This window comes from Streptomyces gamaensis (genome assembly GCF_042656465.1).
GTDB lineage: Bacteria > Actinomycetota > Actinomycetes > Streptomycetales > Streptomycetaceae > Streptomyces > Streptomyces gamaensis.
On record NZ_JBHSPB010000044.1, the window covers coordinates 1 to 14120 of the forward strand.

The following is a 14120-nucleotide window of genomic DNA, read 5'->3' on the forward strand; positions in this document are numbered from 1 at the left end:
GGACGGGCTTGAAAATCAAGCCCGTCCGGCGCTTGAGGACCGGGGTCTGGGGCGGAGCCCCAGTTTCGGGAAGGGGCGGGGCTGGGGAACAAGCCCGCCGCAGGCGCCACCCGCCCCGCTACCGCGCCCCCGCCACCTCACGGCACCGCACCCCCGGGGGTTGCCGCACACACGTCACCGCCCCGGGATACCGTCACCGCATCGAACCCCCTCGCAGGCAGGAGACGTGATGACGCCCGGCGCAGCCGAAGACCCCTTTGGCACCGCCTCGTTGCGGGAGAGCGTACTGGCGGCCTGGGCCGCGGCCCCCGCGCGGTTCCGGGAGGACGCGAACGCCGAGGAGGACCTGGCGCTGGGCGGCTACCGGGACCGGCTGGTCGTCGAGCTCGCCCAGAACGCGGCGGACGCGGCCGCCCGCGCGGGCGTGCCCGGAAGGCTGCGGCTGACCCTGCACCCGGCGCGGGAGGGCGAGCCGGCGCTGCTCGCCGTGGCCAATACCGGTGCCCCCCTGGACGCGGCGGGCGCCGAGTCGCTGGCGACCCTGCGGGCCTCCGCGAAGCGGGACGACGAGGGCGGCGTCGGCCGGTTCGGTGTCGGGTTCTCGGCGGTCCTCGCCGTCAGCGACGAGCCCGCCGTCATCGGACGTACGGGCGGCGTGCGCTGGTCGCTGGGGGAGGCGCGGGCCCTGGCCGGGCAGGCGGCGGCGGCTTCGCCGGGCCTGGCGGAGGAGATCCGCCGCCGTGACGGGCACGTGCCGCTGCTGCGGCTGCCGCTGCCCGCCGAGGGCACCCCGCCGGACGGCTACGACACCGTGGTCGTCCTGCCGCTGCGGGACGGCGCCGCCGAGGATCTGACCGGGCGTCTGCTCGCCGCTGTCGACGACGCGCTGCTGCTGACGCTGCCGGGGCTGGCCGAGGTCGTCGTCGAGGGCGCGGACGGCTCCGTACGGACGCTGACGCGCGGTCAGGACGGGCCGTACGTCCTCGTCACGGACACCGCGCGCGGTACGGCCGCCCGCTGGCGGGTACGGCAGGAGGGCGGCCGTATCCCGGCGGAGCTGCTCGCCGACCGCCCGGTGGAGGAGCGGCTGCGCCCCCACTGGTCGGTGACCTGGGCGGTCCCGGCGGACGCGGACGGCGCGCCCGTACGGCCCGCGACGGCGCCGGTCGTGCACGCCCCGACGCCCACCGACGAGCCGCTGGGCATGCCGGCCCTGCTCATCGCCTCGTTCCCGCTGGAGCCCACGCGCCGGCACGCCGCGCCCGGCCCGCTGCTGGAGTTCCTCACCGAGCGCGCGGCGCAGGGCTATGCGCAGTTGCTCGCGGACTGGCGGCCGGTCAGCACGGACGTCCTCGGCCTGGTCCCCTCCCCGCTGGCCCAGGGCGCCCTGGACGCGGAGCTGCGCCGCCGGGTGCTGGAGCTGCTGCCCCGGGTGGCGTTCCTGCCGAGCGCGAGCGGTGCCGTGGAGGGCGCTTCCGGGGGAGTCGACGGGTGGCCGGGCCGTACGGACGCCACGGACACCGCGCACCCCGGCCCCGACGGGCCGCCGCCCGCCCTGCGCCCCGTCGACGCCGAGCTCGTCGAGGGGGCCGGGGCCGCGACCGTCGCCGTGCTCGGCGAGCTGTTCCCGAACCTGCTGCCCGCCGGCCTGGAGCGCAGACCCGAGCCACGGGCGCTGGGCGTGGCCCGGGTGCCGCTCGGTGAGATGGTCGACCGGCTCGCCGGGGTGGAGCGCTCGCCCCTGTGGTGGTGGCGGCTCTACGACAGCCTCGCCGGTGTCGACCCCGACCGGCTCAGCGGCCTGCCCGTCCCCCTCACGGAGGGCGCCGGTACCGCGATCGGCCCGCGGCAGGTGCTGCTGCCGCCGCCGGGCGGCACCGAGCCGGCCCGGCTCGCCCGCCTGGGCCTGAAGGTCGTGCACCCCGACGCCGCGCACCCGCTGCTGGAGAAGCTCGGCGCCACCCCGGCCGCCCCCCGCGCCATCCTGACGACCCCTCAGGTACGGGCGGCGGTCGCCAACTCCCTTGAGGCGGACGAGATCTGGTACGCCGAGGACTCCGACGCGCTCGACGCCGAGGCCCTCGCCGACATCGTCCTCGGCCTCGTGCGCGACGCCGCCCTCGCCCCCGGCGACGAGCCCTGGCTCGCCGCGCTCGCCCTCCCCGACGAGGACGGCGAGCTCGCCCCCGCCGGTGAACTCGTCCTGCCGGGCAGCCCGTTCGAGCGCGTCATCCGGGAGGGGGAACTCGCCGCGTGCGACGCCGAGCTCGTCGAACGCTGGGGCGAGCAGCCGCTGACCGCCGTCGGCGTCCTCGCGAACTTCGCGCTCGTCCGCGCCACCGACGTCGTCCTCGACCCGGACGAACTGGAGCCGCGCGACGGCGACTTCCCCGAACCCGACGACGCCGGCCTCCTCGACGCCGTCGACGTCTGGTGCGAGGACGTCCTCGACCGCCTCCCCGAGACCCCGGTCCCGCCCGTCGCCACCGAGATCGTCGCCGTACGCGACCTCGATCTCGTCGACGACGACGCCTGGCCCGAGGCCCTCGCCCTGCTCTCCCGCCCCCCGCTGCGCGACGCGCTGACGGCCCCCGTGCGCGTCCTGCTGCCCGACGGCACCACGCAGTCCGTCCGCCCGTACACCGCCTGGTGGCTGCGCGGCCACCCCGTCCTCGACGGCCGCCGCCCCGCCGGACTGCGGGCCGCCGGCGGGGACGCGCTGCTGGCCGGGCTGTACGAGGCCGTCGACGCGGGGCTCGTCGACGAACAGGTGCTGCGCGCGCTCGGCGTACGGACCTCCGTGGCCGCGCTGCTCGCCGAACCGGGCGGCGCCGCCGAACTGCTGGGCCGCCTCGCCGACCCCGACCGCTACGTCAGCGCCCCCCAACTCCACGCCCTCTACAGCGCGTTGGCGGCCCTCGACCCCGAGCAGGTCACCCTGCCCGACGAACTGCGGGCCGTCGTCGGTGACGCGGTGCGCGTCGTCGACGCCTCGGACGCGCTGGTCGCAGACGCCCCCTACCTGCTGCCGCTCGCCGCCGGCCACCCACTGCTGCCGGTACGCCCGGCACGCGCCGCCGAGCTGGCCGACCTGCTCCAGGTACGGCGCCTGAGCGAGGTCTTCGCCGTCCGCGTCCCGCCCGGGGACGGCGAGGTGCGGACCGTGCCCGACGGGGTACGCGTGCTGCTGCCGGAAGCGCCCGCCACCTACGCCGAGCACGAGGAACTGGTCATCGGCGGCGTGGAGCTCGACTGGTGCGTGTGCCGCGACGGCGTCCTGCACGCGGCCACCCTGGAGGGCGTCGCCGCCGGCCTGGCCTGGACCGCCGGCCAGTGGTCGCGGCGCTTCGAGGCGGCGGCGCTGCTGGAGGACCCCTCGCGCACGGACGAGCTGGCACGGGCCCGCTGGTTCGACTGATCCCCGGGCGTACGGCCTCCCTACGGATCTACCCTGGCCGTAGGGAGGCCGTCATGACCAGGAAAGTGATCGACTGCCGCAAGTACCCCGACGAGACGAACTGCTCCCTGACGCTCATCGGCGAGGAGGAGGAAGTCCTCGACGCCGCCAGCCACCACGCGGTCACGGTGCACCAGCACCAGGACAGCCCCGCGCTGCGGGAGCAGATCCGGGCCATGCTGGAGGACGAGAAGGCGAGTGCCTGACCCCTGCGGGGCCCCGGGGGCGTGAGGGCGTGTGCCGGTGCCGGGTCGCCCGCCCGGATCCCGGCGTCCGGCACCGGCACACCGGCCTCAGGCCGGGAACCGCCTGCTCACCCACCGCCACACCACTTCCAGCACCGCCGCCGCGACGACCGCGATCCCCACCGCCGCCCACGGCATCGTCGTCCCCACGAGCTTCAGCGCGAAGAAGCGCTGCAGCCACGGCGTGACCAGCACGACCAGGAAACCCGCGCCCATCGCGAGGACCAGCGCGATCCGCCACCACGTGTACGGACGGGCGATGATCGCCAGCACCCACAGGGAGATCAGGAACAGGGTCAGCGTCGCCGCGCTGGTCTCCGCGTCCAGGGCGCCGTCCTGCCCGTCGTAGTGGGCGCGCGCCAGCAGATACGCCGCGAACGTGGCCGCGCCCGCGATCAGCCCCGAAGGGATCGCGTAGCGCATGACACGGCGCACGAAGTGCGGGCGCGCCCGCTCGGTGTTGGGGGCCAGGGCGAGGAAGAACGCCGGGACGCCGATGGTCAGCGTCGACAGCAGCGTCAGATGGCGCGGCAGGAACGGGTACGGCACCCGCGTGCACACCACGAGGATCGCCAGCAGCACCGAGTAGACCGTCTTCGTCAGGAACAGCGTCGCCACGCGCGTGATGTTGCCGATGACGCGGCGGCCCTCGGCCACCACCGACGGCAGCGTCGCGAAACTGTTGTTCAGCAGCACGATCTGGGCGACGGCCCGGGTCGCCTCGGAACCCGAGCCCATCGAGACACCGATGTCGGCGTCCTTCAGCGCGAGCACGTCGTTGACGCCGTCACCGGTCATGGCGACGGTGTGCCCGTGCGACTGCAGGGCGCCGACCATGTCCCGCTTCTGCTGCGGGGTGACCCGGCCGAAGACCGCGCCCCGGTCCAGAACGGCCGCCATCTCCGCCCGCTCGGCGGGCAGTTGCCGGGCGTCGACCGGCGACTGGGCGCCGGGCAGACCGAGTTTGGCGGCCACCGCGCCCACCGACACCGCGTTGTCACCGGAGATGACCTTGGCGGAGACCTGCTGTTCGGCGAAGTAACGCAAGGTGTCGCCCGCGTCGGGGCGCAGCCGCTGCTCCAGCACGACGAGAGCGGTGGGGTGCACGTCCTCCTTCACCCGCGGGTCGTCCAGCGCGCGGCTCGCGCGGGCCAGCAGCAGGACGCGCATGCCCCGCGCGTTGAGGTCCTCCACGGCGGTGAGCGCCGGATGCCCGTCCGGCAGCAGCACATCCGGGGCGCCCAGCAGCCAGTTGGCGGCCTCACCGTCCGGGCCGCCGAGGGCGGCGCCGCTGTACTTGCGGGCCGAGGAGAACGGCAGCGACTCGGTGCAGCGCCAGCCCTGCCCGTCCGGATACGCGTCGATGATCGCCTGCAGGCTCGCGTTCGGGCGCGGGTCCGCCTCCCCGAGCGCGCCGAGGACCTGCCGCACGTACGACTCCTCCGCGTCCGCCAGCAGCCGCAGTTCGGTGACGTCCATACCGCCCTCGGTGAGCGTGCCCGTCTTGTCCAGGCACACCACGTCGACCCGGGCCAGCCCCTCGATCGCGGGCAACTCCTGCACCAGACACTGCTTGCGGCCCAGCCGGATCACCCCGATCGCGAAGGCCACGGACGTCAGCAGCACCAGCCCCTCCGGAACCATGGGCACGATGCCCGCGACCATCCGGCGCACCGCCTCCTGCCAGTCGTGCTTCTGCACCACCAGCTGGCTGATGACCAGGCCGACCGCCGCCGGAAGCATCATCCACGTCACGTACTTGAGGATCAGACTGATGCCGGTGCGCAGTTCGGAGTGGACGAGCGTGAACCGCGAGGCCTCCTCCGCGAGTTGCACCGCGTACGCCTCCCGGCCGACCTTCGTCGCCGTGAACGCGCCGCCGCCGGCGACGACGAAGGAGCCCGACATGACCTTGTCGCCGGGGTGTTTGAGGACGGGGTCGGCCTCGCCGGTCAACAGCGACTCGTCGATCTCCAGGCCGTCCGCCTCGACGACCTCGCCGTCGACGACGCACTTGTCCCCCGGGCCGAGTTCGATGACGTCGTCCAGGACGATGCGGGATGTCGGGATCTGCGTCGCCGCACCGTCACGGCGCACCGTCGGCTTCGCCTCACCGATCACCGCGAGCGCGTCCAGGGTGCGCTTCGCGCGGAGCTCCTGGAGGATGCCGATCCCTGTGTTCGCGATGATCACGAAGCCGAAGAGGCCGTCCTGGATCGGGCCGACGACCAGGATGATCAGGAAGAGGACGCCGATGATGGCGTTGAAGCGGGTGAAGACGTTTGCTCGGACGATGTCCGCGGTGGAGCGGGAGGAACGGACGGGGACGTCGTTGACCTCACCGCGGGTGACGCGCTCCGCGACTTCAGCGGCGGTCAGGCCGGGGCGGCGTGCCGGGGGGGCTGGGGGGGCCGGGCTACCCGGGGTTTCCGGGGCCTCCAGGGTTTCCGGGTGCTCCGGGGCCTCCGGGTGCTTCGGGGCGTCCGGGGTTTCCGGGTGCTCCGGGGTTTTCGGGTGCTTCGGGGAGGCCAGGGGCTTCGGGGCGTCCGGGGTTTCCGGGTGCTCCGGGGTTTTCGGGTGCTTCGGGGAGGCCAGGGGCTTCGGGGCGCCCGGGGTTTCCGGGTGCTCTGGGGCCTCCGGGTGCTTCGGGGCGTCCGGGGTTTCCGGGGCCTCCGGGGTCTTCGGAGTTTCCGGGTGCTTCGGGCTTCTTTCCGGGCTGTCCGGGCGGCTCTCCGGCGGATCGCTCATGAGTCCGACGGTACGGTGCCGCGGGCGCGTTCACCTGTCGGATGTGGGGTTCGGCCGGTTTCCGGGTGCGGTTCCGCTGCGCGGGCGGTGCGGGGCCGTTTCCGGGTGCGGGTCTCGTTCTGCCCGGTTTCCGCTGCGCGGGGCTTGTCACGGTGCGGGGCCGGTCCTCCGGGGGTCATTGCCAGGCTGCTTCGCTTTACGCCTGGCAACGACCCCCTCCGGCCCGTCCCCTCCCGTACGGGGGTGGGGAAAGGCCCGGAGGGGGTTGCTGCCGGTGGGGCGCTGACGGGGTTCCGGGGGGCGTGAAGGCTTGCGGGGGCCTGGGGGGTCGCCCGGTGAGGGCGGGGGCGGAGCCGTGTGGGGGTGCAGGGTGCGTGGCCGGGTGGGGTTCGGGGGCGGAGCCGGGTTGGGGCTCAAGGGGGTTTACGTCCCCTGGCGGGGATCCGGGTGCGCGGCGCGGCGGAGGTCTGTGGGGTCCGAGAGGGCGCGGTCTGATGGGGTTCCCGGGGGCGCGAAGGGGCTGGCGGGTCGCCCGATGGGGGTGGGGGCGGAGCCGCGCGCGCGCGTGGGGTGCGTCCCCTGTGTGGGTCCGGGTGCGCGGCGGAGGTCTGGGGGCCTGGCGGGGTCCGAGAGGGCGCGGCCTGGTGGGGGCTCAGGGGGCTGCGCCCCTGGCGTGGGTCCGGGTGCGCGGCTTGGCGGGGGCCTGGTGGGGCGCCTGGTGTGGGTCCGGGGGCGTGGGGTGGGGGTCCGAGGGGGCGGAGCCCCCAGGGGGGGTCCGGGGGCGGAGCCCCCGGTGGGTGATGTTTGTTTTCGGGTGTCGGGTGGGTGGGTGGGGTCAGCCCGGGGTCGGTTCGTTCTTGTGTCGCCTGATCGCCGCATCGCGTTTGCGGACGTACCAGATGCCCAACCCCCCGAGCCCCGCCCCCGCCGCACACGTCCACAGCCACCACAGATGCCCGTGGTCCGCGAACCACCCGTAGAAGGGGAGCTGGGCCAGGAAGAGGACGAGCCAGATCACCGTGCCGCCGGTGATGGTGGCGACGACGTTGCCTTCCAGCGGCTCCGGCGCCTCGTGTCTGGGTGTCCACTTCGTCATGCGGGACAGCCTAGTGCGTGCGTTCCGAGCGGCCCGGAGGCGGTCCGGGGCCCTTGCGCCCCAAGGGTCTACGCGCGGAGATAGCAATTCCCGAATTGGTTGTTCATACTGAAACGGACCGGATCTGACTGGATTGTTTCGGTTGATCATCCAAAGAGGATCTGGGTATGGCTACGCCATGGCTTCATGGGTCCGTCCCTCCGACGTCCTGAAGCGCCCCGCTCACCCCGCCTCCCTCAAGGCCCCTACGACTGAGGTACCGCATGCCCACCTCGGCCACCTCCGCGGTCGACGCCCAGCAGCAGCCCCCCGCCCCGCCCCGCAATGTCCTGGACCGCTACTTCCGGGTCTCGGAGCGGGGTTCGAGCATCCCGCGCGAACTGCGTGGCGGTCTGGCCACGTTCTTCGCGATGGCCTACATCATCGTGCTGAACCCGATCATCCTCGGCGCCGGCCAGGACAAGTTCGGGCACCAGCTGGACAATGCCCAGCTCGTCACCGCCACCGCCCTGATGGCGGGACTGACCACCGTGCTGATGGGCGCGATCGGCAATGTGCCGATCGCCTGTGCCGCCGGCCTCGGTATCAACGCCGTCGTCTCGCTTCAGCTCGCGCCCAAGATGAGCTGGCCGGACGCGATGGGCATGGTCGTCCTCGCCGGTCTGGTGCTGATGGTGCTGGTGGCCTCCGGTCTGCGGCAGAAGGTGATGGACGCGATTCCGGGCGGGCTGCGGCGCGCCATCGCGATCGGCATCGGCATGTTCATCTCGCTGATCGGTCTGGTCGACTCCGGCTTCGTCACCCGCAACCCGGACGGCGCGCACACCACCGTCCCGCTCGCTCTCGGCGAGGGCGGTCAGCTGCACGGCTGGCCGGTGCTGATCTTCGCGGCGGGGCTCGCGCTGACCTTCATCCTCATCGTGCGGAAGACTCCGGGCGCGATCCTCATCGGCATCGTCGTGATGACCTTCATCGCGATCGTGATCAACGAGCTGGCCGTGATCCCGGACGCGAGCTGGGGGCTGAGCGTCCCGCGTGTGCCGGACAACATCGTCGGCGCCCCCGACTTCGGACTTGTCGGAAAGATCAGCCTGTTCGGTGGTTTCCACGAGGTGGGCTGGCTGACGGGCTGCCTGTTCGTCTTCACCGTGCTGCTGTCCGGCTTCTTCGACGCGATGGGCACGATCATCGGTGTCGGTGAGGAGGCCGGGCTGACCGACGCGGACGGCCAGCTGCCGAACATGGGCAAGATCCTGATGGTCGACGGTGTCGCCGTCGCGGCCGGCGGTCTCGGCTCGGCCTCCGCCAACACGTGCTTCGTGGAGTCCACGGCCGGTGTCGGCGAGGGCGCCCGTACGGGCCTGGCCAACCTGATGACGGGCGGGCTGTTCCTGCTCGCCCTGATCTTCACCCCGCTCGCGACCGTCGTCCCCTCGCAGGCGGCCACGCCCGCGCTGCTGGTCGTCGGCTTCCTGATCATGGCGAGCAACGTCAAGGACATCGACTGGGGCGACTTCACGATCGCGATCCCCGCGTTCCTGACGATCGTCTCGATGCCGTTCACGTACTCGATCACCAACGGCATCGGTATCGGCGTCCTCGCGTTCATCCTGCTGCGTATCGCGACCAAGCGCTTCCGGGAGGTGCCGTGGCTGCTGAGCGTCGTCGGGCTGTGCTTCCTCGTGTACTTCATGCTCAACCCGATCGAGCAGGTGCTGGGAGTGAAGTAGCGGGCGGAGGGCGCTGGGCGGGCGGAGTACGCCCGGCGTAGGGGAGTGACCGCAGGGGCGGCCGGGCGCACGAGCCCGGCCGCCCGCTTTATTTAGTCCGGGTAATGAGTTAACCTAAGGAACATGTCGGACCCCGACCCGCACACCACGCAAAACCCCGACGACACCGAGGCGGTCAACGCGCTGCGCTCGGGTGTCATGCGGCTCTCGCGCCGGCTCAAGCACCAGCGGGTCGACGAGTCGCTCAGCCCCACCGAGATGTCCGTCCTGGGCACCCTCGCCGGCTGCGGCAGCGCCACCCCCGGCGAGCTGGCCCGCAAGGAGCACGTCCAGCCGCCGTCGATGACGCGCATCGTCGCCCTGCTGGAGGCCAAGGGCCTGGTCCGGCTGGAGCCGCACCCCGAGGACCGCCGGCAGAAGGTGGTCACCCAGACCGAGCGGGCCGAGGACATGCTCCGCGAGAGCCGCCGCAAGCGGAACGCCTGGCTCACCGAGCTGGTCGGCCGCCTCGACGAGGACGAGTGGGCGACGCTGCGCGCCGCCGCGCCCGTCCTCGAAAAGCTCGCGCACCTGTAGCGCGGAGGCGCCGCGCGGCGGCGCGGACGCGGCCGGTTCCCCCGGCCCGGTCCCGCCACGCACGCGCACCCGTACGTACGACCCCCGGGGCGCGGGCATCACACCTGACAGCGCCGCACCGCGCGACGCCACCGCACCTCAAGGAGGCGAACGCACTTTGAGTACGGGACCCGGAGCAGACTCCGCACCCGCACCACAACCGCACGACGACACCCGCACCGCCGCCCTGCCCCGCACCGCACCGGCCCGGCCCAAGGGCGGCACCTTCAGCTCCCTGCGCATCCGCAACTACCGGCTCTTCGCCACCGGACAGGTGGTCTCCAACACCGGCACCTGGATGCAGCGCATCGCCCAGGACTGGCTCGTCCTCTCCCTGACCGGCTCCTCCGCGGCCGTCGGCATCACCACGGCCCTGCAGTTCCTGCCCATGCTGCTGTTCGGCCTCTACGGCGGCGTCATAGCCGACCGCTGCCCCAAGCGCCGGCTGCTGGTGTTCACCCAGGGCGCCATGGGCCTCACCGGCCTCGCCCTCGCCGTCCTGACCCTCTCCGGGCATGTGCAGGTCTGGCACGTCTACCTCACCGCCCTCGCCCTCGGCCTGGTCACCGTCGTCGACAACCCCGCCCGGCAGGCGTTCGTCGTCGAGATGGTCGGCCCGGACGACCTGCGCAACGCGGTGAGCCTGAATTCCGCCAACTTCCAGTCCGCGCGGCTGGTCGGCCCCGCCGTCGCGGGCGTCCTGATCACCGCCGTCGGCAGCGGCTGGGCCTTCCTCCTCAACGGGCTCTCCTTCGTCGCCCCGATCGTCGGCCTGTTGCTCATGCGCACGAGCGAACTCCATGAGGCCGACACCGCGCCGCGCGCCAAGGGCCAGCTGCGCGAGGGACTGCGCTACGTCGCCGGACGCCCCGACCTGATCTGGCCGATCATCCTCGTCGGCTTCATCGGCACCTTCGGTTTCAACTTCCCCATCTGGCTGACCGCCTTCGTCGACGACGTCTTCCACGCGGGCGCCGGGACGTACGGCCTGTTCAACACCCTCCTGGCGGTCGGCTCCCTCGCGGGCGCCCTGCTCTCCGCCCGCCGCCGCGCCACCCGGCAGCGCGTCCTGATCGGCGCCGCCCTGGTCTTCGGCCTGCTGGAGATCACCGCCGCGCTCGCGCCCGCCTTCTGGGTCTTCGTCCTGCTGCTCGTCCCCATCGGCATGTGCGGTCTGACCATCAATGTCACCGCCAACTCCGGTATCCAGCTGGGCACGGACGCCGCGATGCGCGGCCGCGTCATGAGCCTGTACATGATGGTCTTCGTCGGCGGCACCCCGCTGGGCGCCCCCCTGGTGGGCTGGATCACGGACGCCTACGGCGCGCGCGTCGGCTTCCTCGCCGGCGGCGCGGTCTCGCTGCTCGCGGCCACGGGCGTGGGCCTGGCCCTGGCCCGCGCGGGGGATCTGAGACTGAAGGTGGACCTGCGGCGGGGACGGACGCTGGTGTCGTTCGTGCCACGGCAGAAGCCGGGGGAGGGAGAGGGGGAGGCTCCGGGGGAGCGGCTGACCGTGGCGTGAGGGGGCGGCCGGCGGTGCGGGGCGCGCTGCCGGTCCGCGGCGGGGCGGGTGACCGTTCCTGCCGTACGGGCCGGGGGGCGCGCTCACTTCACGGCGGCCACCACCGCCACGACGACGAGTATCGCCGCCAGCGCGGCGGTCATGATCCGGTTCCTGGTCTTCGGGTCCACCCCACGAGGTTAACCGGCGCGCTCAGCCGGACCGGCGGGGGCCGGGCTCCCGCAGGGGCCACTCCCCCACGCTCTCGTAGCGCGGCCGTTCGCCGGGCACCCCGGAGCCCGGCAGGTGGCTGCGCATGAGGACGAGACGCTCCACGGACCAGGCGCGGCCGGTGAAACCGGCGAGGGCGTCGGCGTAGGGGCGCAGGTCGATGTGGCGGGCGGCGCGGGCGAGGGTGACGTGGGCGCGGAAGGCGCGGGTGTCGTCCACGGGGACACCGGCCCGGCGTGCGCCGGCCGCCGCCGAGCGCGCGAGGTCGCGCAGGGCCGTACGGTCGCCCTCGGCGCCCACCCACAGGACCCGGTCCCCGAACCGGCCGCCGCCGGCGAAGCGCAGCTCGTGCGCGGGGTGCCGGTGCGCGGCGCGCTCCAGCCGCTCGGTGAGGCCGGGCAGCAGGGACGCGTCGACCTCGCCGAGGAAGGCGAGCGTGAAGTGCCAGCCCGCGGCCTCGGTCCACCGCAGCCGCTCCGCGCCCGGGAAGCGGTGCAACGGGGCGACGGCGGCGGCGAGTTCGGCGAGCGCGGGCTCGGGCGGGACGACGGCGACGAAGAGGCGCATGGGGTCAGTGTGACGCGGCGCGGGGTGGTGCGGGTGCGCGCCGGGCGGCGCGTGGCGGGCGCGTACGGGCGCGCCGGACCGTACGCCCGCACCGGGCGCGGGCCCCGCGACCGGGCTCCGTCACGCGACGGCGAGGACCGTCGTACGGCCGTGACCGGCACCCCGCGTCCCGGACCTCACGGGCTTCCGGGGCTCCCGCGCCTCACCAGGCGAACGCCTCCGGTGCCTGCCCCGGTCCCGGGAAGATCTCGTCCAGTCCGGCCAGCACCTCCTCCGACAGCTCCAGGTCGACGGCACGCAGCGCCGAGCCGAGCTGCTCGCGCGTGCGCGGCCCGATGATGGGTCCCGTCACCCCCGGCCGGCTCAGCAGCCACGCGAGCGCGGCCTCCCCGGGTACGAGGCCGTGCTTGTCGAGCAGGTCCTCGTACGCCTGCACCTGCTCACGGAGCCTGGTGCTCGCCAGCGCGTCCGCCGAGCGCCCGCTCGTGGCCGCCTTGCGGATCGCCCCGCCCAGCAGTCCGCCCGCGAGCGGCGACCAGGGGATGATCCCCAGCCCGTACGCCCGCGCCGCCGGGATCACCTCCATCTCGGCGCGCCGCTCGGCGAGGTTGTACAGACACTGCTCACTGACCAGCCCGAGCGAACCCCGGCGCCGCGCCGCCTCGTTGGCCTGCGCGAGGTGCCAGCCGGCGTGGTTGGAGGAGCCCGCGTAGACGATCTTCCCCTGCTGGACGAGGACGTCGATCGCCTGCCAGATCTCGTCCCAGGGCGTGCGCCGGTCCACGTGGTGGAACTGGTACAGGTCGATGTGGTCCGTCCGCAGCCGCTTGAGGCTGCCCTCGACGGCACGGCGGATGTTGACGGCGGAGAGCCGGTCGTGATTGGGCCAGGGGGTGTCGTCGGCGCTCATGTGCCCGTACACCTTGGTCGCGATGACGACCTTCTCCCGCCGCCCGCCCCCCTTGGCGAACCAGCTGCCGATGATCTCCTCGGTACGGCCCTTGTTCTCGCCCCAGCCGTACACGTTGGCGGTGTCGAAGAAGTTCAGCCCCGCGTCGAGCGCGGCGTCCATGATGGCGTGGCTCTCGGCCTCGTCGGTGCGCGGGCCGAAGTTCATGGTGCCGAGGACGAGTCGGCTGACCTTGAGTCCGGTGCGTCCGAGGTGGGTGTAGTCCATGGCGGCCAGCCAACGCCTTCGGGCGGGGCGCGGGCAAGAGGTGGTGGGGCGCGGTGTGTTGACGTTCTCCCCGCAGGTCACGCGTGCCGCTGCCCGTACCACCTGGCGATCGCGCGCTTGTAGCCCTGGGGCATCCGCAGGCCCGCCACGTCGTCGGCCTTGAACAGGCCGACCTCCTTGTGCTCGTGGCTGACGACGGGCGCCCGGTCCGGGGTGAGCACCGCGCAGCCGTACGTCACGACGAGCACCCGTCTGCCGGGGATCGGTTCGTAAATCCATACGCCGCCGTCGATGAGCGGGCCCGCTTTGACCTCCCACCCGGTCTCCTCCCGCAGTTCGCGGGCGACGGTCGTCCCGGGGCTGTCGTCACCGGGTTCGAGCCGGCCGCCGGGCAGTTCCCACTCCTCGCGTTCGTTCTTCAGCAGCAGTACGCGCTGATGGATGTCCAGGGCGACGGCCTTGACGGATACGGGCCAGGTCGGAGGGGTGTCGGGCATGCCGGTCCTTTGCGGGGCGTCACCTATGGAGGGTGTGCGGAACGTAGCACGGACGGGGCAACTCGTTGGTGTCTCACGGGAATTGGGATGCGGATGGTCCGGCAGGGGCCTCGACGGCTGCCCGGCGGGGGGGGGGTGCCTCTATGTCCTTCGTCAAGCGAAGCGAGGCGTTCGGGGTTCGTAGAAGGTGCCGTCGCGGAGCATCGCGAACAGCACGTTGATGCGTTGCCGGGCCAGGCGGAGAAGTGCCTGGGTA

The 14120-nt window shown here is 73.2% G+C and carries 10 protein-coding genes; 5 read left to right on the forward strand and 5 right to left on the reverse strand.

All coding sequences use genetic code 11. The features are described from left to right. Positions 1 to 229: 229 nt before the first annotated feature. A complete protein-coding gene (locus tag ACFP1Z_RS33240) occupies positions 230 to 3418 on the forward strand; it encodes a sacsin N-terminal ATP-binding-like domain-containing protein (protein WP_390321765.1) in 3189 nt (1062 codons plus the stop codon). A gap of 53 nt (positions 3419 to 3471) precedes the next feature. Further along, a complete protein-coding gene (locus ACFP1Z_RS33245; protein ID WP_390321767.1) occupies positions 3472 to 3663 on the forward strand; it encodes a DUF1059 domain-containing protein in 192 nt (63 codons plus the stop codon). An 87-nt stretch (positions 3664 to 3750) separates the two neighbouring features. On the opposite strand, the gene ACFP1Z_RS33250 is transcribed toward ACFP1Z_RS33245, so the two are convergent. Together ACFP1Z_RS33250 and ACFP1Z_RS33255 are read right to left on the reverse strand one after the other, a co-directional pair. Beyond that, on the reverse strand, positions 3751 to 6450 hold the full coding sequence (locus ACFP1Z_RS33250) for a cation-translocating P-type ATPase (RefSeq protein WP_390321769.1): 2700 nt from the start codon (positions 6448 to 6450) through the stop codon (positions 3751 to 3753). An 835-nt stretch (positions 6451 to 7285) separates the two neighbouring features. Then, positions 7286 to 7546: a DUF2530 domain-containing protein gene (locus tag ACFP1Z_RS33255; RefSeq protein WP_390321771.1), complete on the reverse strand. Its 261-nt coding sequence runs from the start codon at positions 7544 to 7546 to the stop codon at positions 7286 to 7288. A gap of 263 nt (positions 7547 to 7809) precedes the next feature. On the opposite strand from ACFP1Z_RS33255, the gene ACFP1Z_RS33260 reads away from it, so the two are divergent. From ACFP1Z_RS33260 to ACFP1Z_RS33270, 3 genes are all read left to right on the forward strand, one after another. After that, positions 7810 to 9276, forward strand: coding sequence for an NCS2 family permease (locus tag ACFP1Z_RS33260; RefSeq protein ID WP_390321773.1), 1467 nt, complete (start codon positions 7810 to 7812; stop codon positions 9274 to 9276). Positions 9277 to 9399: 123 nt separating this feature from the next. Continuing rightward, positions 9400 to 9852 (forward strand): MarR family winged helix-turn-helix transcriptional regulator, encoded by a 453-nt coding sequence (locus ACFP1Z_RS33265; RefSeq protein WP_390321775.1) that lies wholly within the window; start codon positions 9400 to 9402, stop codon positions 9850 to 9852. 157 nt (positions 9853 to 10009) lie between these two features. After that, entirely contained in the window at positions 10010 to 11413 is a 1404-nt protein-coding gene (locus tag ACFP1Z_RS33270; protein WP_390321778.1) for an MFS transporter, read from the forward strand. A gap of 192 nt (positions 11414 to 11605) precedes the next feature. On the opposite strand, the gene thpR is transcribed toward ACFP1Z_RS33270, so the two are convergent. The 3 genes from thpR to ACFP1Z_RS33285 form a co-directional block, all read right to left on the reverse strand. Next, the gene (thpR, locus tag ACFP1Z_RS33275; protein ID WP_390321780.1) at positions 11606 to 12190 is read right to left on the reverse strand and encodes an RNA 2',3'-cyclic phosphodiesterase; all 585 of its coding nucleotides are present in this window, start codon (positions 12188 to 12190) and stop codon (positions 11606 to 11608) included. 202 nt (positions 12191 to 12392) lie between these two features. Next, the gene (locus ACFP1Z_RS33280) at positions 12393 to 13367 is read right to left on the reverse strand and encodes an aldo/keto reductase (RefSeq protein ID WP_390321782.1); all 975 of its coding nucleotides are present in this window, start codon (positions 13365 to 13367) and stop codon (positions 12393 to 12395) included. Between the two features lie 77 nt (positions 13368 to 13444). After that, on the reverse strand, positions 13445 to 13864 hold the full coding sequence (locus ACFP1Z_RS33285; protein WP_390321785.1) for an NUDIX hydrolase: 420 nt from the start codon (positions 13862 to 13864) through the stop codon (positions 13445 to 13447). Between the last annotated feature and the right edge of the window lie 256 nt (positions 13865 to 14120).

Coding starts and splice junctions, on each gene's coding strand:
- ACFP1Z_RS33240 (WP_390321765.1), top strand. CDS start 230: ATGACGCCCGGCGCAGCCGAAGACCCCTTTGGCACCGCCTCGTTGCGG.
- ACFP1Z_RS33245 (WP_390321767.1), top strand. CDS start 3,472: ATGACCAGGAAAGTGATCGACTGCCGCAAGTACCCCGACGAGACGAAC.
- ACFP1Z_RS33250 (WP_390321769.1), bottom strand. CDS start 6,450: ATGAGCGATCCGCCGGAGAGCCGCCCGGACAGCCCGGAAAGAAGCCCG.
- ACFP1Z_RS33255 (WP_390321771.1), bottom strand. CDS start 7,546: ATGACGAAGTGGACACCCAGACACGAGGCGCCGGAGCCGCTGGAAGGC.
- ACFP1Z_RS33260 (WP_390321773.1), top strand. CDS start 7,810: ATGCCCACCTCGGCCACCTCCGCGGTCGACGCCCAGCAGCAGCCCCCC.
- ACFP1Z_RS33265 (WP_390321775.1), top strand. CDS start 9,400: ATGTCGGACCCCGACCCGCACACCACGCAAAACCCCGACGACACCGAG.
- thpR (WP_390321780.1), bottom strand. CDS start 12,190: ATGCGCCTCTTCGTCGCCGTCGTCCCGCCCGAGCCCGCGCTCGCCGAA.
- ACFP1Z_RS33280 (WP_390321782.1), bottom strand. CDS start 13,367: ATGGACTACACCCACCTCGGACGCACCGGACTCAAGGTCAGCCGACTC.
- ACFP1Z_RS33285 (WP_390321785.1), bottom strand. CDS start 13,864: ATGCCCGACACCCCTCCGACCTGGCCCGTATCCGTCAAGGCCGTCGCC.